Annotated in this window: 18 protein-coding genes and 1 tRNA gene; 14 read left to right on the top strand and 5 right to left on the bottom strand. The window is 61.2% G+C overall.

Annotation, left to right across the window (positions count from 1 at the left end; genetic code table 11):
• Positions 1 to 296 precede the first annotated feature (296 nt).
• The 4 genes from lepA (at position 297) to serA (ending at position 4,762) form a co-directional block, all read left to right on the top strand.
• Positions 297 to 2,105 carry a translation elongation factor 4 gene (lepA, locus tag ACN0YJ_RS03710; protein ID WP_417495381.1) on the top strand — a complete coding sequence of 603 codons (1,809 nt, stop codon included), beginning with the start codon at positions 297 to 299 and terminating at the stop codon, positions 2,103 to 2,105.
• 119 nt (positions 2,106 to 2,224) lie between these two features.
• Positions 2,225 to 2,773 carry a peroxiredoxin gene (locus tag ACN0YJ_RS03705; protein ID WP_417495380.1) on the top strand — a complete coding sequence of 183 codons (549 nt, stop codon included), beginning with the start codon at positions 2,225 to 2,227 and terminating at the stop codon, positions 2,771 to 2,773.
• A 62-nt stretch (positions 2,774 to 2,835) separates the two neighbouring features.
• On the top strand, positions 2,836 to 3,405 hold the full coding sequence (locus ACN0YJ_RS03700; RefSeq protein ID WP_417476761.1) for a DUF5655 domain-containing protein: 570 nt from the start codon (positions 2,836 to 2,838) through the stop codon (positions 3,403 to 3,405).
• 148 nt (positions 3,406 to 3,553) lie between these two features.
• Complete coding sequence (gene serA / locus ACN0YJ_RS03695) at positions 3,554 to 4,762, top strand: phosphoglycerate dehydrogenase (protein ID WP_417495379.1); 1,209 nt, start codon at positions 3,554 to 3,556, stop codon at positions 4,760 to 4,762.
• Here serA and ACN0YJ_RS03690 read toward each other — a convergent pair.
• Both ACN0YJ_RS03690 and msrA read right to left on the bottom strand, forming a co-directional pair.
• Entirely contained in the window at positions 4,759 to 5,433 is a 675-nt protein-coding gene (locus ACN0YJ_RS03690) for an HAD-IB family phosphatase (RefSeq protein WP_417488496.1), read from the bottom strand. The genes serA and ACN0YJ_RS03690 overlap by 4 nt on opposite strands.
• Positions 5,434 to 5,547: 114 nt before the next feature.
• Positions 5,548 to 6,204: a peptide-methionine (S)-S-oxide reductase MsrA gene (gene msrA, locus ACN0YJ_RS03685; RefSeq protein WP_417495378.1), complete on the bottom strand. Its 657-nt coding sequence runs from the start codon at positions 6,202 to 6,204 to the stop codon at positions 5,548 to 5,550.
• A 175-nt stretch (positions 6,205 to 6,379) separates the two neighbouring features.
• Here msrA and ACN0YJ_RS03680 point away from each other — a divergent pair.
• Positions 6,380 to 6,469: transfer RNA gene (locus ACN0YJ_RS03680), tRNA-Ser, on the top strand.
• 244 nt (positions 6,470 to 6,713) lie between these two features.
• Here the strand turns inward: ACN0YJ_RS03680 and ACN0YJ_RS03675 are convergent.
• Together ACN0YJ_RS03675 and ACN0YJ_RS03670 are read right to left on the bottom strand one after the other, a co-directional pair.
• The gene (locus ACN0YJ_RS03675) at positions 6,714 to 7,160 is read right to left on the bottom strand and encodes a hypothetical protein (RefSeq protein ID WP_417495377.1); all 447 of its coding nucleotides are present in this window, start codon (positions 7,158 to 7,160) and stop codon (positions 6,714 to 6,716) included.
• A gap of 224 nt (positions 7,161 to 7,384) precedes the next feature.
• Positions 7,385 to 7,732 (bottom strand): UrcA family protein, encoded by a 348-nt coding sequence (locus ACN0YJ_RS03670; protein ID WP_417488499.1) that lies wholly within the window; start codon positions 7,730 to 7,732, stop codon positions 7,385 to 7,387.
• A 304-nt stretch (positions 7,733 to 8,036) separates the two neighbouring features.
• On the opposite strand from ACN0YJ_RS03670, the gene ACN0YJ_RS03665 reads away from it, so the two are divergent.
• Positions 8,037 to 9,011, top strand: a complete 975-nt coding sequence (locus ACN0YJ_RS03665) for an IS1595 family transposase (protein WP_417495376.1) — start codon at positions 8,037 to 8,039, stop codon at positions 9,009 to 9,011.
• Between the two features lie 118 nt (positions 9,012 to 9,129).
• Complete coding sequence (locus tag ACN0YJ_RS03660) at positions 9,130 to 9,360, top strand: ECs_2282 family putative zinc-binding protein (protein WP_417495375.1); 231 nt, start codon at positions 9,130 to 9,132, stop codon at positions 9,358 to 9,360.
• Between the two features lie 60 nt (positions 9,361 to 9,420).
• On the opposite strand, the gene ACN0YJ_RS03655 is transcribed toward ACN0YJ_RS03660, so the two are convergent.
• Positions 9,421 to 9,549 carry a hypothetical protein gene (locus tag ACN0YJ_RS03655; protein WP_417495374.1) on the bottom strand — a complete coding sequence of 43 codons (129 nt, stop codon included), beginning with the start codon at positions 9,547 to 9,549 and terminating at the stop codon, positions 9,421 to 9,423.
• Between the two features lie 34 nt (positions 9,550 to 9,583).
• On the opposite strand from ACN0YJ_RS03655, the gene ACN0YJ_RS03650 reads away from it, so the two are divergent.
• The 7 genes from ACN0YJ_RS03650 (at position 9,584) to ACN0YJ_RS03620 (ending at position 22,180) form a co-directional block, all read left to right on the top strand.
• The gene (locus ACN0YJ_RS03650; RefSeq protein WP_417495373.1) at positions 9,584 to 10,333 is read left to right on the top strand and encodes a hypothetical protein; all 750 of its coding nucleotides are present in this window, start codon (positions 9,584 to 9,586) and stop codon (positions 10,331 to 10,333) included.
• A 469-nt stretch (positions 10,334 to 10,802) separates the two neighbouring features.
• On the top strand, positions 10,803 to 13,658 hold the full coding sequence (locus ACN0YJ_RS03645; protein ID WP_417495372.1) for a hypothetical protein: 2,856 nt from the start codon (positions 10,803 to 10,805) through the stop codon (positions 13,656 to 13,658).
• 76 nt (positions 13,659 to 13,734) lie between these two features.
• Positions 13,735 to 16,407, top strand: coding sequence for a TonB-dependent receptor domain-containing protein (locus ACN0YJ_RS03640; protein WP_417495371.1), 2,673 nt, complete (start codon positions 13,735 to 13,737; stop codon positions 16,405 to 16,407).
• A gap of 257 nt (positions 16,408 to 16,664) precedes the next feature.
• Positions 16,665 to 17,501, top strand: a complete 837-nt coding sequence (locus ACN0YJ_RS03635; protein WP_417488502.1) for a type II secretion system protein N — start codon at positions 16,665 to 16,667, stop codon at positions 17,499 to 17,501.
• Entirely contained in the window at positions 17,501 to 19,441 is a 1,941-nt protein-coding gene (gene gspD / locus ACN0YJ_RS03630; protein ID WP_417488503.1) for a type II secretion system secretin GspD, read from the top strand. Before ACN0YJ_RS03635 ends, gspD begins: the two co-directional genes overlap by 1 nt.
• Positions 19,442 to 19,443: 2 nt before the next feature.
• Positions 19,444 to 20,952, top strand: a complete 1,509-nt coding sequence (locus ACN0YJ_RS03625; protein ID WP_417488504.1) for a GspE/PulE family protein — start codon at positions 19,444 to 19,446, stop codon at positions 20,950 to 20,952.
• A complete protein-coding gene (locus ACN0YJ_RS03620) occupies positions 20,939 to 22,180 on the top strand; it encodes a type II secretion system F family protein (RefSeq protein ID WP_417488505.1) in 1,242 nt (413 codons plus the stop codon). The genes ACN0YJ_RS03625 and ACN0YJ_RS03620 overlap by 14 nt, the downstream gene beginning before the upstream one ends.
• The last annotated feature ends 5 nt before the right edge of the window (positions 22,181 to 22,185 follow it).

Raw genomic sequence — 22,185 nt, 5'->3', positions numbered from 1 at the left:
GGCAGAGGGGTGACATCCCGCGCACTGGCAGGGCGTCCTTTCAGGTCTGACGGCACTACACGCCCGACCCGAATACCTGATTGGATTGGAAACGGGGCCGAGAGGCAACGGGAAAACTGCACGTGTGGGACGTCTCGGATGTCACACTCACTAACCATAGCGCTTAACGGCATTCGCCGGCGTCCCACACCCTCCCATCCCTCCAGCGGCAAGCCGCGTGGAGATTTTCCGGCGCGCATAAAGCAAACAGCCCATCCCGCTTGGCCTGATCGCGCGGCAATGCTACCTCCCCGCCCATGAGCAAAGATCAATCCCTAATCCGCAATTTCTCCATCGTGGCCCATATCGACCACGGTAAATCCACCCTGGCCGACCGCCTGATCCAGTTTACGGGCGGGCTGACCAATCGTGAGATGAAGGAGCAGGTGCTCGACAATATGGAGCTCGAGCGCGAGCGGGGCATTACCATCAAGGCCCAGACCGTGCGCCTCGACTATCCGGCACGCGATGGCAAGACCTATATTCTCAACCTGATCGACACCCCGGGCCATGTCGATTTCGCCTATGAGGTCAATCGCTCGCTGGCCGCCTGCGAGGGCTCATTGCTTGTGGTTGACGCCTCCCAGGGCGTCGAGGCGCAGACGCTGGCGAATGTCTATCAGGCGATCGAGGTCGATCATGAAATCGTGCCCGTGCTCAACAAGATCGATCTGCCCGCCGCCGATGTGCCGCGCGTCAAGGCGCAGATCGAGGATGTGATCGGGATCGACGCCTCGGAAGCCGTCGAGATTTCCGCCAAGACGGGCTTCGGCATCGAGGATGTGCTGGAAGCCGTGGTCAAGCGCCTGCCGCCGCCGGTGCATGGCGACCCGGACGCGCCACTCAAGGCGATGCTGGTCGATAGCTGGTATGATGCCTATCTCGGCGTCATCTGCCTGGTGCGCATCGTCGAAGGCACGCTGAAGAAGGGTATGAAGGTCCGTCTGATGCGTTCGGGCGGTGCCTATCCGGTCGATGGTGTCGGCGTTTTCCGGCCCAAGAAAGAAGCGATCGACAGCCTTGGCCCCGGTGAGCTGGGCTATCTCAACGCTTCGATCAAACAGGTGCGTGATGCCCGTGTCGGCGACACCATCACCGATGACCGCCGTCCGTGCGAGCAGGCGCTGAAGGGCTTCAAACCGGCCCAGCCGGTGGTGTTCTGCGGTCTCTTCCCGGTCGACAGCGCCGAGTTCGAGGATTTGCGCGAGGCGATCGAACGCCTGGCCCTCAATGATGCCAGCTTCTCCTTCGAGATGGAGACATCGGCGGCGCTCGGTTTCGGTTTCCGTTGTGGTTTCCTCGGCCTGCTTCACCTCGAGGTGATCCGCGAGCGCCTTGAACGCGAATACAATATCGAGCTGATCACCACGGCGCCGTCCGTGGTCTACAAGATCGACATGACCGATGGCAGCCAGATCGACCTGCACAATCCGGCCGACATGCCCGATGTGATGAAGATCAAGTCGATTGCCGAGCCCTGGATCAAGGCGACCATCCTGGTGCCCGACGACTATCTCGGCAGCGTGCTGAAGCTGTGCCAGGATCGCCGCGGCAATCAGCTCGAGCTGACCTATGCCGGCAGCCGTGCCATGCTGGTCTATGAATTGCCGCTCAATGAAGTCGTGTTCGATTTCTATGACCGGCTGAAGTCCATTTCCAAGGGCTATGCCAGCTTCGATTATCACTGGGTCGATGATCGCGAGGGCGATCTCGTGCGCATGTCGATCCTCGTCAATGACGAGCCGGTCGATGCGCTCTCCATGGTGGTCCATCGCGGCCGGGCCGAACAGCGCGGCCGTGCCATGTGCGAAAAGCTCAAGGACCTGATCCCGCGCCACATGTTCAAGATCCCGATCCAGGCCGCGATCGGTGGCCGTATCGTCGCCCGCGAAACCCTGTCGGCGATGCGCAAGGACGTGACCGCGAAATGCTATGGCGGCGACGCCTCGCGCAAGCGCAAGCTTCTGGACAAGCAAAAGGCCGGCAAGAAGAAAATGCGCCAGTTCGGCAAGGTCGATATCCCGCAGGAAGCCTTCATCGCGGCCCTGAAGATGGATGATAACTAGGCTGCGTGCGTTCACCTTCTGGTGAGCGAGCCGCCTGATTGGCCGCGCGCCCTTGCATATTGTCCGGCAGGGCGCATTTATGCGGTAGGATATCTCTGCCCCAACCCCTGGAGTTCACCATGCGCCGTTTTCTCGCCAGCCTTGCCGTCACCGCCTGTCTTGCCGCGCCGGCTTTCGCCGCGCCCGAAGTCGGCGATGTCGCTCCGCAATTCCAGGCCGATGGGTTTCTTGGTGGCGACGCCTTCCATTTCGATCTCGCCGAGGCGCTGAGCGAAGGTCCGGTGGTGATGTATTTCTTCCCGGCCGCCTTCACTGGTGGCTGTAATATCGAAGCGGCGTTGTTTGCCGAGTCCGCTGCCGAATTCACCGCCGCCGGCGCCACCCTGATTGGCTTGACCGCCGGCAATACGGATCGCCTGTCCGAATTCTCCGAGGCGCATTGTGCCAGCGCCTTTCCGGTCGCGGCTGTCGATCGTGAGACGGTCTCGGCCTATAGCGTCGGCTTGATGATGCGTCCGGGCTGGACCAACCGCACCTCCTATGTGATCGCCGCCGATGGTGAGATCGCGTTCAAGCACACTGACAACAACCCGAACGAACATGTCACCCTGACACTCGCCGCCCTGCACGCGCTGGCGCCTGATGCCGGCGCCGCTCCGGCCGAATAAGGGTTTTCTGATCCGGCCTGATTGGCTAGCCTGAACCGGATTTTCACGGGGAGGGATATCGCATGGCCACGCCTGACGAGATGCTGCAGAGCATGATCGCCAACATGCCGGAGAAGACCGGCCGTTCGCTCGACGAATGGCTGGTGCTCGCTGGCACGGTTCCCGAGCGCAAGCATGGCAAGATCCTCGCCTGGCTCAAGGGCGAGCAGGGTCTCACACATGGCTATGCCAATCTCGTGGCGACGGTGAGCCTGAATCCCGAACGCCTCGCGCCGCAGACAGCCAGTGCCGAGGCCGATCTGGTCGAGACACAATATGCCGGCAAGGCAGCCCTGCGGCCGATCCATGACCGCCTGATGGAGATCGCCAGTGCCCTGGGCGATGACGTCGAACTGGCGCCGAAGAAGGCCTATGTCTCGCTGAGGCGGTCGAAACAATTCGCCATCGTGCAGCCCTCGACCAAAACGCGCCTCGATCTCGGGCTCAATCTCGGTTCAATGCCGCCAACGGGACGGCTGGAGGCGGCGGGGTCATTCAATGCGATGGTCAGCCATCGTGTGCGCTTGCAAAGCGCCGATGAGGTCGACGAGGCGGTATCGGGCTGGCTGCGCGCCGCCTATGAGGCCAGTTGAGGCGATTCTTGCGCGATCCTGGTCTGTTTGACGCATGATCAGCGCTGCTGACTGCGAAAAATCATCACATGCGTGCAAATATCCTCCGGGGGATGTTGCGGTGCAGCGAAATCCTCCTAGTCTGGCGCCACAATCCTGGGAGCGCCCTATGACCGATACCGCCGTCCTGTTTGAAAATCTCCACCCGGTGGCCGATGCGCCCCTGCTGGCCGCGGGATTGCACATTGAACGTCATGCCTCGGCGCTCGAGCCCGCCGCCTTGCACGCCGCCCTCGCCGATGCCCGGATTGCCGGCATTCGTTCGCGCACCAAGATGACTGCAGCTGCCTTTGAAGCCGCGCCACGCCTGCTGGCGCTGGGCTGTTTCTGTATCGGCACCAACCAGGTCGATCTCGACGCTGCCGCCAGCCATGGCATTCCGGTTTTCAATGGTCCGTTCGGCAATACCCGCTCGGTCGCCGAGCTGACCCTGGCGTCGGTGATCATGCTGATGCGCGGCGTGCCGCTACGCTCTTCTGCTGCCAAGCGCGGCGAATGGCTCAAATCGGCGAGCAATTCCCACGAGGTCCGCGGCAAGAAGCTCGGCATTGTCGGCTACGGCAATATCGGCTCGCAATTGAGCGTTCTCGCCAGCGGGCTGGGCATGCATGTCTATTTCTACGATGTCGAACCCAAGCTCGCCCACGGCAATGCGCGCTCGGTCGGCAGTCTCGATGAATTGCTTGAAATGTGTGACGTCGTCACGCTGCACGTGCCCTCGCTGCCGACAACCCACAACATGATGAATGCCCCGGCGATTGCCCGCATGAAACCGGGCTCGATCCTGATCAATCAGGCACGCGGCGATCTGGTTGATATTGATGCCCTGTGCGCGGCGCTGGAAAGCGGCCATCTGATCGGCGCCGCCGTCGATGTTTTCCCCAAGGAGCCGGCCTCGAAGGATGAGGCCTTCGTGACGCCGCTGCAGAAGTTCGAGAATATCATTCTCACCCCGCATGTCGGCGGTTCGACGCTCGAGGCCCAGGAGGCAATCGGCGATGATGTCGCCGCCAAGCTTGCGCGCTTCCTCAGCCATGGTGCCACCAAGGGCGCCGTCAATGTCCCCGAGATCGAGCCGGGAACCATCAAGGCCGGGCGGGTGAGGCTGCTGAGCTTTCACGGCAATGCGCCGGGCTATCTGTCGCGGCTCAATGATGCGGTCAGTGCGGCCGGCGCCAATATCGCGGCCCAGCAATTGGAAACCCGCGGTGAGCTGGGTTATGTCGCTGCCGATCTCGAGGGCGATCTGCCCGCCGATTTCCTTGATCGCATCAAGGCGATGGACGGCACGATCCGGGCGCGCCTGATCGCCGGCTAGGTCTTGAGCAGGCTGGTCAGGGCATTGACGCTGCGGACATAGCTCTCGCCGGCCCATTCGGCTGCGGCGAGGACCACCTCGCGCTGGGCAATGACCCCGAAGCCGATGAATTTGTCGGCCGCGCCCTGCTCGAAGGCTTCGAAATCGGTCATGCCATCGCCGACAATAATGGTGGTTTCGGCATGGCGCGAGATCCGGTTCAGAACCTCCGCCTTGCCGCCATTGCGCGATAGCGGACAATCGGGATCGAGCCCGACGACCTGGTCGTTCTGGTAGACGAATTCATTGGCGTGAATTTCGCTGCGGCCAAACCCCAGATCGCCCAGCACCGGTTCAAGCAGGTCGGCGAAACCGCCTGAGACCGCGTGCAATTCATCGCCCTGGGCTCGCAATTGCCGCAGCAGGGCCGCCATGCCCGGCGTCACTCGCCGGCGCAGGTCTTCGGCGATTTTATGCACCAGGGCACGGTCAAGCGAGGCCAGTTTCAGGCGTGCCTCGAGGGATTCGCGCAGCGCCATCCGGCCGGTCATGCCGGCATTGGTGATGTCATGAAGACGCTTCTTGGCGTCGGTCGCATCGGGCAGGGCCGACAGGGCAGCCTCGAGCGCCATGTCGAGGGATTCAACACGCAACAGGGTCGAGTCGACATCGAAGGCGATCAGGCGTTTCAAGGATTCGTTTCCCAATCATGCGGCGGGCCCGGTGGACCTGCACGGGTGTCAATCTGCGGCGATTCCCCGGTCGGGGCGATGCTGCCGCGATTCAGGCCTCAGGCGAGTCTGGTCTCAGGCCACGTCGATCCCGGTGCCAATCGGGCAGACGACACCGGTGCCGGACAGCCCGCAATAGCCGCCTGGATTCTTGGCGAGATATTGCTGGTGATCATCCTCGGCATAGAAAAAGGGCAGGCTTTCGGCGATCTCGGTCGTGACCGGTCCGCGTCCATGTACCGTCAGCGCCTCGTTGTAGGCCGTCAGGCTGAGTTGTGCCTCCAGCGCTTGCTGCGGCGTCGTGACATAGATCGCCGAGCGGTACTGGCTACCGCGATCATTACCCTGGCGCATGCCCTGGGTCGGGTCGTGGCCCTCCCAGAACAGCTTGAGCAGGGCGGAGAGGGGGATTTGTTGCGGATCATAGATCACCCGCACGATCTCGGCATGACCGGTCGAGCCGGAGCAGACCTCGCGATAGGTCGGATTGGGCGTGTGTCCGCCGGCATAGCCGGCTGCCGTGTGCCAGACACCCTCGGCTTCCCAGAACAGGCGTTCCACGCCCCAGAAACAGCCCATGCCGAAGAAGATCTCCTCCATCATCTCCGGCCGCTCGACCTTCAGGGGCCGGCCCGTCACGAAATGATGGCTGGCCGTGGCGATGGGCGTAGTGCGGCCGGGCAGGGCCTGGTCGGCCGCGATGATGGCAGGATTGGAGGCGGGCTCGGTCATGGTGGTTTCCTGGCTAGAGGCTGCCGTCAAAATAGGCACTCCCGGCGCGATTGCCAGAGCCGAAACTGTCGCTGCCCGCAGGCCTGCGCCAGCCGGCCCCTGCAGCTTGGTCTGCCACAGCTGATTGAGGTCACTTGCTCTAGCCCCCGTGATGCGTATAGTCCGCGCTCCTCGCGGTGAGGTGGCCGAGTGGTCGAAGGCGCACGCCTGGAAAGTGTGTAGGCGGGGAACCGTCTCGTGGGTTCGAATCCCACCCTCACCGCCATACATCCCCCCAAATGAAATCCACCACTCAGCGGGCGCGAGAAAGCGGCCGTGTCGGGTTAACGCCGGTCATGAGCCACGATCAACGGAACCGGGGCGTGGCAACCCGGCGAGGTGTCCGTGGAGGTCGATGTCGTGCGCAGGATGAGCCGCGGCCTTCGAGAACCGTTCGCCAGTGTCTGACAACATCCATCCGTGTAGAGGTTGACGGCGGTTCTGGGGCGTGTCGCTCGTCAGAAGGCGCCCTATTCGGTGTCGGCGAGGCTGTGGGCGGTCGCCATCAGCGTCCGTCCGATCGCCCCGTCACCGGTTACGGTGCACAGAGTGCCATCAGTCGCACGGTGATAGATGACGATGTTGCTGGTCACATCATAGATCGCACTTGCGCCTTGAAAGAAATCAGCTGCCGCAGCGTCAAGCGCCTGACGGGATGCGTCCGGCATCTGCGTGACCGAGAATTCGAGATTCGCGGCTCGCCCTCCGACGCGGCTGGAAATCTTGACTATGCCGTCAGGGCCGCGTTCCAGCAAAGTCTGGCCCGGCTCAAGCAAGCTGGAGGGATTTTCGGTGAAACAGGCCTGCGAGGTGGCAAGATTGTCCGTTCCAAATGCAGGCGCGACATCATTGACCGTGTCGGGCTGTGTGCATCCTGCGGTCAGGGTGAGTGCGAAGATCGCAAGCAGGGCTCTCATGTTTCGCGACTCCAGGCAGCGGTGTGCGGGGAGCTATATCGAGCGGCAGGCAGGGTGTGAAATGAAGGTTTTGTGTCGCCTCCAGCTGACCCTGCCCCGACAATCGGAGCCCGGAAATCGCGACGGGCTGAAACCCCGGGCCCGGCCAAAAATCCCCGGGAAGCAAGCGTCGCTTGCCGCCGGGGAGCAGGTCAATCCTGTGGTCACGAGTTGGACGGGGCGCTTTAGCTCGTGGGGGTCGCCGTATCTTGCCGGGCGTGACGGGCCTGCTCGGCCAGCCGGGCGGTGTGCAGCGTTGCAAGGCCGGGGCTATCTACCTGGGCGATGGCGGCCGCCAGAACTTCAGCCTCGCACTGCTCGCTCATCACGCCGAGGTCGAACTGCTCGCAATACTGTCCGGTTTGCGTCACCAGACGCTCATAGGTTTCCAGGGTTCCGGCCTCGGTCCGAAGTGTGGCCTGATCGGTCTGGAAGGTGAAGACGTTGGTGGACTGTGCCTGCACAACAGGCGCGGCGCCCAGCAGCATGAAGACGGCGCCTGCGATGGCGAACGGCCGGGAGGAATGCATCATGATAAATTGCTCCGTTTCATTGATCCAGACGCCGTGTTTGACATCTAATTGTCGCAATTCTAACGCGTCCGGGTACGGATGAAAAGGTGTTCTGTAAGAATATGTCGAAGATACTATATTTTGTGTTATTTCTTATGCTTACGGCTCTTAAGAGCAAAATACCCGAATTCTCGAATTGGCATAATTTCACGTTATATGATTGTTTGGTAATTCGCGTATTCTCGAAATTATAGGAAACCACTGGCGATTATATACTTGACTGAACACGCCTGAGATGGTTGTATGGGTTCAAGGAGATAGACCCATGTGCAATCTGACTGACCCCATCTTTCACAATGAAGACTCGGCCCGCGCTCACCTTGAGCAAATCCGCTGGCCAAATGGCCCGGTGTGCCCCTTCTGTGGCGAGCGGGACACCGTGAAAGCGCTTGGTGGGAAGTCTATGGGGCCGGGCTGGTATCACTGCTCTGATTGCCGCAAGAAGTTCACCGTCCGCGTCGGCACCGTGTATGAGCGTTCCAAGGTCGCGCTGCACAAGTGGTTGCTAGCTACGCAGATGATGGCGTCCTCTAAAAAGGGCATCAGCGCGCATCAGATCCACCGCACTATCGGCATCACCTACAAGACGGCTTGGTTCATGTGCCACCGTATCCGCGAAGCCATGCGTGATGACCGCGCACCCGGCTCCGATGGTATGGGCGGCGAAGGCAAAACTGTCGAAGCCGACGAAACCTATTTCGGCAAAGTCGAAAACCCGTCCAAGGTTCGCAAGGACGGCACGCCATTCCTTAAGTCAAAGGCTGGTCGCGGCCCGTCGAATAAGCGCGCGGTGGTGGCTCTGGTTGAACGTGGCGGCAATGTTCGCTCATTCCACGTTGAGAAGGCGAACCGTGACACCGTGGCCACCATCCTGTTTGAGAACGTAAGCCGCGAAACCGTCCTCTACACCGATGAAAGCCGCCTCTACACTCTGCCGGGTGAGCAATACGCCAGCCATGAAAGCGTCCGCCACTCAGCCGACGAGTACGTGCGCGGCTCTGTCCACACCAACACCATCGAAGGCGTGTTTTCGATCTTCAAGCGCGGGATGCGCGGCGTATATCAGCACTGCAAAGAGAAGCACCTGCACCGCTACCTTGCCGAGTTCGATTTCCGCTACAACAACCGCGAGAGGCTGGGCGTCAATGACGCAGAGCGCCGCGACAATATCGTCCGCGCTGCCGAGGGCAAGCGCCTGACCTATCGGCGGACTGCTCAATTCCACGGTGCCGCAGCTTAAGGGTATCAAATTCGTGAAGTGGAAGCGCCGACAATAATCGGCGCAACCCGCGCGTTCCACGATTCGCGTAGGTGAATGACTCAGGGTAGTGTGGCGTCCTCAAACAAGGAGCCGATGAATGTCAGAAGATCAGTTAACAGTCACCTTCGAGTGTAAGGAGTGCGGGGGAACCATCCTTACTACGGACGACGACGCCACTGACGAGTCCATCGTCAAATGCAAATCGTGTGGCTTCGAGTTCTGCACCTACGGAGAGCTGAAGGCGAAGTCCGTTGAACTCGCTAAAGCCGAGATCGACAAACTCACAAAGAGCGCACTCGGCATCAAGCCGACTTGGGGAAAGAAGTAGCCCCGGACGGGTGAAAACCATCCCTTCGATATCCATCGATTTCTCCATGAAAAAACCCGCCTATTTGGCGGGCTTCTTTTCTTGTTTCTTGCCGCTATCGTGCGGCTCCGGCGGGGTTTCCAGCATACGCTTTAGGGCTTCGTCGCGTATCCGCGCCGCCTCCTCGTCTGGCAGTGTGTCGTCGCTCATCAGGGCTGCCTCCTAAACTAAATGGAACTCTACCATGTCAGTCGACCCATTCGAAAGTGCAGAACTCTTGATCGGTCGGGCTAAAGAAAACCGCGCCGAATTTGAAGCGCGATGCACCGAACGCTTCAAGTCGGTGAAGGCCGCCCCATTCGAGGAGCCGGACCCACAAACCGGGGGCAAGTTCCTCAAGCTCCGGTTTCCAGACCTGCTTCCACGGTCCATTCACCCTGTCTTCTCCGATGGGATCAACAATGTCCGACACTCGCTCGACCAAGCCACAAACGCCGCGGTCGTGACGATCCGCGGGGGAAAGCCCAACTGCTATTTTCCTTTTGCCAAAGACGTCAAGGATTTCGAAGCCATCTTCGAATCTCGGAGATACAAGACAATCCCGGTCACGCTCAGACCGTTCCTCGCGCACATGAAGCCATACCTCGGAGGGGATGATTTGCTCTGGAGCTTGGGCCGACTCTCTGGCCCGAACAAGCACCAGACCATACTCGTCTCCACCCCCGAGGCCACCCATAACGTTGGGTCTTGGGGTGTTGGGCGTGACTTTACACCCCTCCATGCCTGGGACGGCGCGAAGCAAGAGTTGACCTTGGGGCATATCGCCCCTGGGGGCCAAATCCAACTTAATTACAATTTCTTGTTTCAAGTATCGCTGGGTGACGCCCCTATTGTTGGCGGCCAAAAAGCGGTTGCCGTTCTTGACGCATTCATCAGCAAAGCGGAGAGCGTCGTTAGCGGCCTCAAAGCGGAGACCATGAGGCTCACGCTCTAAAGGGGTTTCCATCCGCGAATCAACCATCTGTTCAGTCATCTATATAATCACCAAACCACTCCTATTTTTCAGTGTAGTTGTGCCAGTTGTCCACAGGGCGGCCCCCGGGCCGCGTGATGACTGCAGCGGTCTGTGCAAGACAGGCGGTTGTGAAGGCATGTGAGCTTCGCCTACCGGCCCTCGAACCGCCCGGCAGCACCAAACGCAATGAATGGTCACAAAAAGTTCAAGCCAGTAGCCAATCCGGGTCTATCTCGGAGCCACTCGGCTCTCACGTCATTCCCCGGCGCTCTTCTTCCAGAATTTCCGAAATCCAGAACTAGCGGCCAAGTCGGGTTTCCCCTGCGCCAGCAGGCCTTCCAGACCGCGCCACGTCACGGCACCGTCACACAGCCTCTATAGGGCCAAGCCCGAAACGGGTCGGTCGGGATCGGCCCACATCGCAAGGTTTCTTTAGGGGGTCCCTCAAATGTCGAAGCACGAATTCCGCAAATTTCTGCTGGCCAGTACCGCATGTGTGGTGCTCGCAGCCTGTTCGGATACATCGATCTCGTCGCCCGGCGACAGTAGTGTCGGAACACCTCCAGCCGGGGGTGGCACCGGTGGCGGCACCGGTAATGTCGTGATTGATCTCGTCCCGGCTGGCGGCTGCGGCACCGGTTCGATCCGCGAGGCCAGCATCACCAATGGCTCTGTCACAATCAATGCCTGTGAGATTACCGGCAACATTACGACTGACACCACGATCGCCGCCAATGCCGGCGTGATCATCACCGGCCCGGTCTTCGTCGGTATCGATGATGGAGCCACGCCGCAGAAGCCCCTCGGCGAAGCCGCTGGCGGTTCAACGGTGACGTTGACCATCAATCCTGGTGCGACCCTGTTCGGCTCTGCCGGTTCTGACTATCTCGTGGTTTCCCGCGGTTCGCGCATTGAAGCGGCGGGTACGGCGGACTCGCCGATCGTCATGACCTCGCGCTCCGACATCGAAGGCACGGTTGGCGCCACGGAATACGGTCAATGGGGCGGTCTGGTCATCAATGGCCGCGCACCGATCAATGCCTGTATCGATGGCACGGCTGTTGGCGGCAGTGTCGATTGCGTCAAGTCGGGTGAGGGCTCCTCGGGCCTGTTCGGCGGCGACAATCCGGCCGATGACTCCGGTACCCTGCGCTACCTCCAGGTTCGCTTCGCCGGCTTCAAGGTCAACAATGAAGACGAACTCAACGGCATCGCCTTCCAGGGTGTCGGCAGCGGCACTGAAGTCGACTATGTCCAGGTCCACAATAATGCCGATGACGGCGTCGAAATGTTTGGCGGAACCGTCGATCTCCGCCACCTGGTGTTGACCGGAAATTCCGATGACTCGATGGATTACACCGATGGCTGGCGCGGCCGGGCCCAATACGTCCTCGTGCGTCAGTCCGCCGATGGCGACCAGGGCTTCGAGTTCGACAACCGTTCGTCCAACAACACCCTGCTGCCGCGCTCCAATCCGCGTATCTCCAACTTCACGCTGATCGGTCAGCGCAATGGCACCGGCTCGAATGACTCCGACCAGGGCATGCTGCTCCGCGCCGGGACTGCCGGCGAGCTCTATAACGGCATCGTCGTCGATTTCGGCGATAACTGCCTCGATATTGATGATACCGAGACCTTCAACCGCATCGGCGCCACCGGCGCTTCCGGCGATGAAGACCTGATCATGCAATCGGTTGCTCTCGATTGCGTCGTCAATTTCTCGGAAACCGCCGGTGATCCGGTCGATGTCTCCGACTGGTTCCTTGGCCAGGCCAACAATGCCGAAATCGACAATACGATGTCGGACGTCTTCCCGGGACCGGTCGAACTGGCGGTGAACACCACCGACGTCAACGCCCTCGACCCGTGGTTTGAGCTGACCAGCTATATCGGCGCTTTCTCGGCGTCCGAGAGTGCGGCTTCCAACTGGGCCGCCGGCTGGACCTATAATCTCTTCGCTGATCCGGGTTGCCCGACCGGCACCACCGAGTCCGCTGAAGTGATCGACAATCAGCGCATCTGTCAGATCACCGGCAATGTAACTGCCGACCTGCATCTGACCCGCGGTTCGATGTATGAAGTCGTCGGCCCGGTCTTCGTCGGTGTCGACCGCGGTCCCGATGCCGCCAGCCCGGCGCCTTCGGGCATCGAAGTCGAGCTGACCATCGATCCGGGCGTCACCCTGTTCGGTTCGGCCGGCTCCGACTACGTCGTGGTCGCCCGCGGTTCGACCATTCGCTCCAACGGTACCCGCACTGCCCCCGTCGTGATGACGGCTAGAGCGGATGTCGACGGCACGGTCGGTGCCACCGAGATCGGCCTCTGGGGCGGTCTGGTCATCAATGGTCGCGCACCGATCAATGCCTGTACCGATGGCACCGCAACCGGCGGTACGGTCGATTGCCAGAAATCCGGTGAGGGCTCTTCCGGCTTGTTCGGTGGTGCCGATCCGACGGATGACTCTGGCAATATCTTCTACACCCAGGTCCGCTATGCCGGCTTCAAGGTGAATAATGAGGACGAGCTCAACGGCATCGCCTTCCAGGGTGTCGGCAGCGGCACGGAAGTCGATTATGTCCAGGTCCACAATAATGCCGATGATGGCGTCGAGATGTTCGGCGGTGCTGTCGATCTGCGCCACCTGGTGCTGACCGGCAATTCCGACGACTCGATGGATTACACTGATGGCTGGATCGGCCGCGCCCAATTCGTGATCATCCAGCAGTCGGATGATGGCGATCAGGGCTTCGAGTGGGACAACCGTTCGTCCAACAACGCCCTGCTGCCACGCTCCAACCCACGCATCTCCAACTTCACCCTGATCGGCCGCCGCAATGGAGCGGGCTCCAACGACTCCGATGAAGGCATGCTGATCCGTGCCGGCACCGCAGGCGAGCTCTATAACGGCATCGTGGTTGATTTTGGCAATGCCTGTCTGAATGTCGACGACACCGAAACCTTCGACCGTATCGGTGCCTCGGGCGCTGCGGGTGATGAAGACCTCATCATCCAGTCGACCGTGCTCGATTGCCTGACCAACTTCAAGGAAACTGCCGGCGATCCGGTCGATCTGTCGACCTGGTTCCTCGGTCAGGCTGACAATGCCGAAATCACCCATTCGATGAGCGGTTTCACCTTCATCCCGGGTTCCACCGGTGTTGTTCCCGGGGCCACCGAGCTGGCGGTCAATACGACCGACGTCAATGCGCTCGATAGCTGGTTCGAACCGGTCACCTATATCGGGGCCGTCGAGGACAGCAACGACACTTGGTACCAGGGCTGGACTTTCCAGGTCACTCCGTAACGCACGACCACTCTCCCGGCCGGCAGATGCCGGCCGGGAACTGGTTCCGTTCAACCGAAGTCTCACGGTGATGAAGATGAAAACGAATCGTATGGCATTCATGGCCGCACTCCTTGCGTCGACGACGCTGGTGCCGGCCGCTGCGTTTGCGCAGGATGCGGACAGCCCCAGTGATGTTGAAGTCATCACGGTGCGCTACCAGTATATCCCCGAAGCCCGCCGCGTGACCTCCGAGGTTTCCGCGTCCCTCTCGATCGACGACCTGATCACGACGGGCGATTCTGATCTTGCCGGTGCGCTGGTGCGGATCACCGGCCTGTCGACAACACAAGGCCGGTTTGTCGTCGTTCGCGGCCTGAATGAGCGTTATTCCAACACGCTGCTCAACGGCTCGCCTATGCCCTCACCGGAACCGTTCCGGCGTGCGGCCCCGCTCGATATTTTCCCGACGAATATCCTGTCCAACGTCCTCGTCCAGAAAACCTTCTCGCCCCGCTTCCCCGGTGAGTTCGGTGGCGGCGTCATCGGGATCGAGACCTCGGCCCTGCCGGAGGAAGGTTTCTTCACGGCTGGCGTCGATGGCAGTTTCAACACCATCACGACCGGAAATCGCGGCATCACCTATCACGGGTCTGACACGGACTGGCTGGGCTATGATGACGGTTTGCGTGACATCCCGGCCGAGCTGGCCTCGGTGTTCGAGACCACACGCGTTGGAAACAACCTTCCGGCCGACCAGCAGCAGGCGATCGGCCGCTCGCTCGTCAATTCGGAGCTCTGGGTTGTCCAGAATGTCGACACCGACGCCAATGGCTCGATCTCGTTCAATGCCGGTGATCGCTACGACTTCGAAAACTTCTCGCTCGGCGTGATCGCGGCTGCCCAGTACAGCAATGCCTGGGAAACGCGCGAAGGTCAGCGCGGCAAGGGCCGGATTGGCGCCGGCAATGAGCTGGTCTATGAGAACGGGCCCCCGCTCGCCGACCGTTCGGGAATCGCACTTCCCGGCGAGGGGATCAATAATTTCTTCGGCACCGAAAACACGATCGACGTCTCCGGTATGGTGTCGGTCGGCGTTGATTTCTACAACAACCATTCGGTCAACTTCCTGACCATGGCACTGCGCTCGACCTCGAAGGAAGCGCGCATCGAGGAAGAGTTCAATGCCGGCGCCAATGGCGTATTCCGCACAGACAGCACCGAATGGTTCGAACGCCAGGTTCTGTTCAATCAGCTGACCGGGGAACATTTGTTTGACAGTCTCGGCGGACTCTCCATCGAATGGCGGATTTCCGATGCGACCGCGACCCGTGACGCACCCTATCAGCGCAATGCCGACTACGCCTATACCGGGGCTGGCTACGTCTATGAAGGCACGGTCAACGGCAACTCGACCTCCTTCTCCGAGGTTGAAGACAACACGTCCGACTATGGTGTCGACTTCGAACTTCCCGTCGAGCTTGGCTCGATGGACGTCTCGCTGACGGCCGGTTACGCCAATACCAGTCGCGAGCGTGATGCCTGGACGCGTCGCTTCTCCTTCGCACCGGGTTCGGTTGGCATCCCGTCCGAGCTGCTGAGCAGCCGTATCGACTATATTTTTGCGAACCAGAACATCACGGATGAGCGCCTGCGTCTCATCGAGACCGGTGGCCTGTCCCTGCCGGAGGCGTATCACGGCCAGCTTGACGTCGATGCCTACTATGTCGGCGCCGATCTTGAACTGACCGACTTCGTCCGGGCCGCATTCGGAGCCCGTTTCGAAGACGGCGAGTTGAGTGTCGACACCTTCGCTTTCCCGGCCAGCGCGGCCGATAGCGGCTTGGCCGAAACCCAACAGCAGGTAGACTATGTCCTGCCAGCCGTGACGCTGACCTGGACCTTTGCCGACAATCTCCAGCTTCGGACCGGTTACTCCCAGACGATCGCCCGCCCGCAATTCCGCGAGCTGGCCTTTGCCGAATTCTTCAACACGGACACCGATCAGCGCTTCCAGGGGAATCCCTACCTGGAAAACACCGAGATGACGAATTATGACGCTCGCCTCGAATATTATTTCGGCCGGGAACAATTTGTCACGATCGGCGCCTTCTACAAGGAACTGACCAATCCGATCGAGGAATTCATCATCCCGATCGGCGATGGTCTCAATACCTCCTTTATCAACGCACCGAGCGCGACCCTTACAGGAGCCGAGTTCGAGTACGAGAAGACCTTCGATTTCTCGGACCGTTGGGATCAGCCCTTCTTCAATGACCGCGAATGGTTCGTGAAGACCAACTACACCTACATCCAGTCGGAAGTGTCCGGCGAAGGTACGGTCACCGTCGCCCAGGGTGCCTTCGGCAACCCACAGGCGCTGGTGCTCAATGCGGCCGGCTTCATTGAAGATGGTCGCACCCTTCAGGGTCAGTCAGAGCACTTGTTCAACGTCCAGGTCGGCTTCGAAACCTTTGACGGGCGGGCGCGCGGTGCATTGCTCTACAATTATGTCAGTGACCGGACCCGGGCCGTGGCCAACCTGTCTGACAGTCTTCCCGAGATCGTCGAGCAGGTCCCGTCATCCCTTGACCTCGTCTACAGCCGCACGATCAATGTCGCGGAAGCAGACTGGGATGTCGGCTTCTCCGTGCGCAATATTCTGGGTGACGGCTATAGCGCCACCCAGAGTGCCGGCGGGGCCGAACTCGCCGTCGATACCTATGACCTGGGTACCACGTTCAGCGTTTCGGTGAGCCGGACCTGGTAGACTCAGCGGCGGGGCGGACCTCAGCGTCCGCCCCGCATGCCGGGCCACCGGCCAGCCTATTCCTGGCCCACCGGACCCCGCTCGCGGCACACCTCCCATTCCCTTGCCTTGAATCGGCTTTTCGCGGTGTTGCGAAACTGTCATGCGGGTGTCGCAGAACTGTCGGGAGTCACGTGTAATCGGAAGGCCAACGGGGGTCGGCATCGCGACCCTTTTCGCTGGTCCGTGACACGGATCATGCTGTGGGCAACATTGGCATGAGCAAGTTGGCACAATATCTGGTTACAGGATCTGGCCGCGACCGCGCGCTGGCTGTTCTGGCGAGCGGGTGCGAGCTCGTTCTTGTCGCCCTGTTTGGCCTTCTGCTGGCTCACGCAATCTGGTTCATCGCCTTCGGTGCCAGTGCAGCGAACATGTCGTTCGACGACGCAGTCCAGCCAGGTGGTCGCGCCAGCGATGCCCGCCATACAGCCGAGATCGGCAGCTTGCCATCGGCGCAATTATTCGCCGATCGCACGGCCTCCCTGTCGAGCGCTGTCGAAATCGCCGCGATTCCGGAATCCCGCCTCAATCTGGTCGTGCGCGGCATCCGTACCGGACAGGCCGCTGCCGACGGCGTTGCCTTCCTGCAGACGCCTGATGGCCGGGACGGGATATTCCGCCCCGGCGATGAAATCGTCGACGGCGTCACCCTCTATTCGCTCGACGAGGAACGCATCATCATTGACCGGCGCGGCGTACTGGAAGCGCTGGTTTTGCGTGAAACCCGGCCTTCGGCAGCGACGTCTGCCCCGGCGGCGGTGGCGGCGTCAGCCGGCCGCACGCGAGGACGGGCGCCCGGTGACATCTTCCGCGTCGAACCGGTGTTCGAGGGCCGGGAGTTGATCGGCTACCGGATGGCAACCGAATCCGATGTTGCCCTCACCGCGCTCGGCCTGCGCCGCGATGACATCCTGCTCGCGGTTGACGGCCAGATTCTCGCTGAGGCGGGCGATGTGGCCGAACTGTTCGAGAGCCTGCAGGGCCACGAAACTATCTCTCTTTCAATCCGTCGCGGCGGTGTGCCGTTGACCCTCCAGGTGGATTTGTCCTGATGCTTGCGATTACAAAATGGGCGGCAGCCTTCCTGGCTGTGTTGGCTATTGTCTCGGCAAGCATTGCCGAGGCCCAGGACAGCGTCGTCAATTTCAACCAGGCCGATATCCAGACTGTCATCGACGATGTCTCGGCGGTGACCGGTCACACCTTCATTGTCGACCCGTCAGTGCGCGGCCGTGTGACGATCACGTCGCAAATCCCATTGACGGCAGGCGAGTATTTCCAGGTCTTCCTTTCGACCATGCGCGTGCATGGCTATGTCGTCGTGCCGACGGCGTCGGGCGCCTACCAGATCGTGCCGGACCAGGCCGGTGCGCGTTCGGTCAGTCCGGTGAATGCGGAAATTCGTGGCGACCAGTATGCGACCCGGGTGATCCATCTCCAGCATGCCAGCGCCCAGGACGCGCTCGGTGTCCTGCGCCCAATTATTCATCCGCAGGGCAGCGTCAATGCGGCCCCGGGCAGCAATGCGCTCGTAGTCGTGGACTTCGCCGAAAACATGCAGCGCATCCGGGACGTGGTCCGCGATCTCGACCGCGATACCTCCGTCTATGAGATGGTCGAGCTGCAGAACGCTTCGGCCTCGGAGATGAGCCTCATTGTCCAGCGCTCGAACAATTCGGGCGGTGCCGGTGAAGGGCAAACGCGTAGCGGTGTCACTGTGGCATCACTCTCATCGTCCAACACCCTGCTTTTGCGTGGCACCGCAAATGCCGTTCGCGATATGGCCACCTTGATCCGTCGCGTTGATGCGGCGAGCGTGTCCAACCAGGGATTTCGCGTCGTCTATCTCAACAATGCCGACGGCGAAATGCTGCTGCCAATCCTTGAGGAAATGGTCGACGCCATGAGCGAGGGGGCTCCGGGCGAGCGGCGGCCGACGGTCGCGCACCACGTTCCGACCAACGCGCTTGTGATCAATGCGAGCATCGATATCCAGCGCGAGCTTGAGCGCGTTATCCGTCAGCTCGACGTGCGCCGGCCGCAAGTCCTCGTCGAGGGCATCATCGTCGAGATATCCGACAGCGCGGCGCGCGAACTCGGGGTTCAGATGATGCTCGCGGGCGGTGATGACAGCACCACGCCGCTGGCCCTCACTCGCTACTCCTCGGCCAATCCCGACCTTCTCGCCCTTGCCGGTGCGGTGGCGGTGCCCGGCGACAGCACCGATACCGTCGTTGGCGAGCTCCGGGATGCGGCCCTGGCCTCCCTGCTTGGCGTGCGTGGCGGCGCGATTGGCCTGGGGGGCCAGTTGGGCAATGGCGGCCTGTTTGGCCTGGTCCTCAATGCCGTCGAGAACGACATTAATTCCAACGTGCTCGCGACGCCGTCTATCCTGGCCATGGACAATGAAGAGGCGAGCTTCATCTCCGGTCAGGAAATCCCGATCACCACGGGTGAGACCCTCGGCAATAACAATTCCAACCCTTTCCGCACCATTGAGCGCGAGGAGGTTGGCGTCAAACTCCTGGTCCGGCCGCAGATCACCGAAGGTGGAACGGTCCGGCTCTATATCGAACAGGAAGTTTCCAGTGTTGCCGGAACCGTAGTCGGCGACTCCACCGACCTGGTTACAAACAAGCGTCGTGTGACGACAACCGTGCTGGCGGATAATGGCGAGATCATCGTGCTCGGCGGACTCATCCAGCAAGATGATGACGTCGACAATTCCCAGGTGCCTGTCCTGGGCGACATGCCCGGGATCGGCAATCTGTTCCGGTCGCGCTCGCGTACGACGCACCGGACCAATCTGATGATCTTCATCCGCCCGACCATCATCAGGAGCGCAGATGACATGCGGGCCGTGACCGACGGACGCTATGATTACATTACGCGCGAGCAGCGCCTCTCGCATCCTGACGGTGCGAGCAGCCTGGAAGCCCTGATGAGCATGATGGATGCGACCTCGACGCGCACGCCAGAGGTTGAAGACTGATCATGGCCGAGACACTGGCCTCCGTTTCCTTGCCCCCGGTACGCTATGCGTTTGCGCGCCAGGCGGGCATCGCCTTCATACCCGGCGAAACACCGCGGTATGTGGTGAGGTCGGGTGCCGATCGGCGGCGACTCCTCGAGGTGTATCGGGTTGTTGGCGGCAACTACCCCGTCAGCGAGATGGGGACTGTTGAGTATGACCAGCTCCTGCGGGACCTTTACGCCTATGCCGGACTCGATGAGACCGAGCTGGAGGAGACGACACGGGGCGAGTCGCTTTCGGACCTGATTGACCAGATCCCCCAATCCGAAGACTTGCTGGACGATTCCTCCAGCGCTCCGGTCATCCGCCTGATCAACGGTCTGATCGCCGAGGCCGTGCGCATGCAGGCGTCTGACGTGCACGTGGAATCCTTCAGCGATCGCGTTGTTATCCGCTACCGCATCGATGGGGTGATGAAGGAGGCGGCCAGCGTTTCTGCCAAACTATCCAAACTACTGGTGTCGCGCATCAAGGTGATGGCGCGCCTGGACATCGCCGAGAAGCGGCTTCCGCAGGATGGCCGCTTGTCGCTTTCACTCGGCAGCAAGTCAGTCGATATCCGCGTCTCCACCCTGCCGTCACGGAATGGCGAACGCGTGGTTCTGCGCCTGCTCGACAACTCCGATGCGCGATTCCGGCTCGAGGATTTGGGCATGTCGGCGGAGGTGCTCGCCGCGTATGAGCGGGCGCTGGCGCAGCCGAATGGCGTGGTGCTGGTGACAGGCCCGACCGGTGCCGGCAAGACGACCACGCTCTATTCGGGCCTGAATCGGCTCAACACACTGGCCCGAAACATCCTGACCGTAGAAGACCCGATTGAATACGCCGTCGACGGGATCGGCCAGACCCAAGTCAACGCCAAGATCGGGATGACCTTTGCCGGCGGGCTGCGCGCCATACTGCGACAGGACCCCGATATCGTCATGGTCGGTGAGATCCGCGATGCCGAAACCGCCGAGGTCGCGGTGCAGGCCAGCCTGACCGGCCATCTCGTGCTCTCAACCGTTCACACAAATTCCGCCGTCGCCGCGATCGCCCGCCTGCGCGATATGGGGGCCGAATCCTATCTGCTCGCCTCAACCCTCACCGCGATTATCGCCCAGCGGCTTGTGCGTAAGCTTTGCCATGCCTGCCGCGAACCTTATGAGCCCGATGCGGCCGAACGGGACATCCTCGGTCTCGGCGAGGCGGAAGATGCGATCCTCTACCGGCCCACAGGATGCCCGGATTGCAAGTCGCTAGGCTATACAGGCCGCGTCGGGATTTATGAAATCGTCGAGGTCGATGAAGTCCTGCGCAAGCTTATCCATGAGGATGCCCGCGAAAGTGAAATGGCGGCGCATGCCTTTGCGCGCAGCCAGACCTTGTTCGAGAATGGTGCGCGGCTGGCCATGAGCGGCGAGACCAGCCTGGCTGAGGTGCTGCGTCTGTGCCGTGATGACGGGGGCGTGCGTCATGCCGGCGTTTGAATACAGTGCGCTTGATGGCCGTGGGCACAAGAAAACCGGCCTGATCACTGCGGATTCAGAACTGGCCGCGCGGCGCGAACTGCGCCTGCAGCACATGGCGCCCCTGGCCCTGCGCCGGGCCGATTCACGCCGTGGCACACAAACGCCGGGCAATGCGGTTAGTCAGTGGATCGAATACGCCTCGCAGCACGATCTGGGCACGCGCGACCTGATGCTCATCACTCGCCAGCTGGCGGAGTTGATCGATGCCGGCATGCCCGTCGAGGAATCGCTGGATCTGGTCGGGCGCCAGGTCGAAAAGCATGCCATCCGGCGCATCATTATGGCGGTGCGCACACGCGTCACCGAGGGCAGCCGGCTGGCCGATGCGATGGGCGCTGCTCCAGGCAGTTTTCCGCCGGTCTATCGGGCCCTGATCGCGGCGGGCGAGGCCAGCGGCAGTCTCGGCATGGTGCTGTCTCGCCTCGCCGACCATCTCGAAGCTGAAGATGTCGTGCGCAGCAAGGTTGTCGGCGCCCTAGTCTATCCAGCGGTGTTGGCCGTGGTCGCGATCGGCGTCATCACCATGCTGATGCTTTTCGTCGTGCCCCGCCTTGCAGAGCAATTCACCGGCATGGGCGTCAGCCTGCCGACCTTGACCCGCATCATGATCGCGATTTCCAGCTTCCTCGCGACATCCTGGCCTTGGATTGGCGCGATCCTGGCCGGCAGTATGATCGCCTTTGTTTTCGCCTACCGACAGCCGGCCTATCGCCGGATCCATGATGCGGTCGTGGTCCGTGTGCCCTTGATCGGCTCGTTTCTGCGTCAGGTCGAGGCGGCAGCCTTTGCCCGCACAATGTCCATCCTCATTAACTCGGGCACGGTCCTGCCCGACGCCCTGAGGGCTGCCGGCCGGGCCGGATCAAACCGCGCCTTCCAGGATATGATCGCGGTCGTCGTCTCGGATGTGGAGAGCGGGCGCGGCCTGTCAGACGCGCTGAACCGCGGCGGCTGGATACCTTCGCTGGTGATTTACATGGTTGCGGCGGGCGAACGCTCCGGCCGCCTCGATGAAATGTTCGGGCGGGCTGCGGACCAGCTCGGCCGGGATATAGACAGCTCGATCGCGGTCAGCCTGTCCTTGCTCGAGCCGGCAATCATCCTGGTGCTCGGAGTCCTGGTCGTCCTGATCGTTCTATCCATCCTGTTGCCCATCCTGCAACTCAACACGCTCGTCCTCGGCTAAGGAGG

This window comes from Maricaulis sp., from assembly GCF_048270095.1.
GTDB lineage: Bacteria > Pseudomonadota > Alphaproteobacteria > Caulobacterales > Maricaulaceae > Maricaulis.
The sequence above is the reverse complement of the archived record's forward strand: the minus strand, read 5'-3'. Positions and strand labels throughout refer to the sequence as shown.

Coding starts and splice junctions, on each gene's coding strand:
- lepA (WP_417495381.1), top strand. CDS start 297: ATGAGCAAAGATCAATCCCTAATCCGCAATTTCTCCATCGTGGCCCAT.
- ACN0YJ_RS03705 (WP_417495380.1), top strand. CDS start 2,225: ATGCGCCGTTTTCTCGCCAGCCTTGCCGTCACCGCCTGTCTTGCCGCG.
- ACN0YJ_RS03700 (WP_417476761.1), top strand. CDS start 2,836: ATGGCCACGCCTGACGAGATGCTGCAGAGCATGATCGCCAACATGCCG.
- serA (WP_417495379.1), top strand. CDS start 3,554: ATGACCGATACCGCCGTCCTGTTTGAAAATCTCCACCCGGTGGCCGAT.
- msrA (WP_417495378.1), bottom strand. CDS start 6,204: ATGACCGAGCCCGCCTCCAATCCTGCCATCATCGCGGCCGACCAGGCC.
- ACN0YJ_RS03675 (WP_417495377.1), bottom strand. CDS start 7,160: ATGAGAGCCCTGCTTGCGATCTTCGCACTCACCCTGACCGCAGGATGC.
- ACN0YJ_RS03670 (WP_417488499.1), bottom strand. CDS start 7,732: ATGATGCATTCCTCCCGGCCGTTCGCCATCGCAGGCGCCGTCTTCATG.
- ACN0YJ_RS03665 (WP_417495376.1), top strand. CDS start 8,037: ATGTGCAATCTGACTGACCCCATCTTTCACAATGAAGACTCGGCCCGC.
- ACN0YJ_RS03660 (WP_417495375.1), top strand. CDS start 9,130: ATGTCAGAAGATCAGTTAACAGTCACCTTCGAGTGTAAGGAGTGCGGG.
- ACN0YJ_RS03655 (WP_417495374.1), bottom strand. CDS start 9,549: ATGAGCGACGACACACTGCCAGACGAGGAGGCGGCGCGGATACGCGAC.
- ACN0YJ_RS03650 (WP_417495373.1), top strand. CDS start 9,584: ATGTCAGTCGACCCATTCGAAAGTGCAGAACTCTTGATCGGTCGGGCT.
- ACN0YJ_RS03645 (WP_417495372.1), top strand. CDS start 10,803: ATGTCGAAGCACGAATTCCGCAAATTTCTGCTGGCCAGTACCGCATGT.
- ACN0YJ_RS03640 (WP_417495371.1), top strand. CDS start 13,735: ATGAAAACGAATCGTATGGCATTCATGGCCGCACTCCTTGCGTCGACG.
- ACN0YJ_RS03635 (WP_417488502.1), top strand. CDS start 16,665: ATGAGCAAGTTGGCACAATATCTGGTTACAGGATCTGGCCGCGACCGC.
- gspD (WP_417488503.1), top strand. CDS start 17,501: ATGCTTGCGATTACAAAATGGGCGGCAGCCTTCCTGGCTGTGTTGGCT.
- ACN0YJ_RS03625 (WP_417488504.1), top strand. CDS start 19,444: ATGGCCGAGACACTGGCCTCCGTTTCCTTGCCCCCGGTACGCTATGCG.
- ACN0YJ_RS03620 (WP_417488505.1), top strand. CDS start 20,939: ATGCCGGCGTTTGAATACAGTGCGCTTGATGGCCGTGGGCACAAGAAA.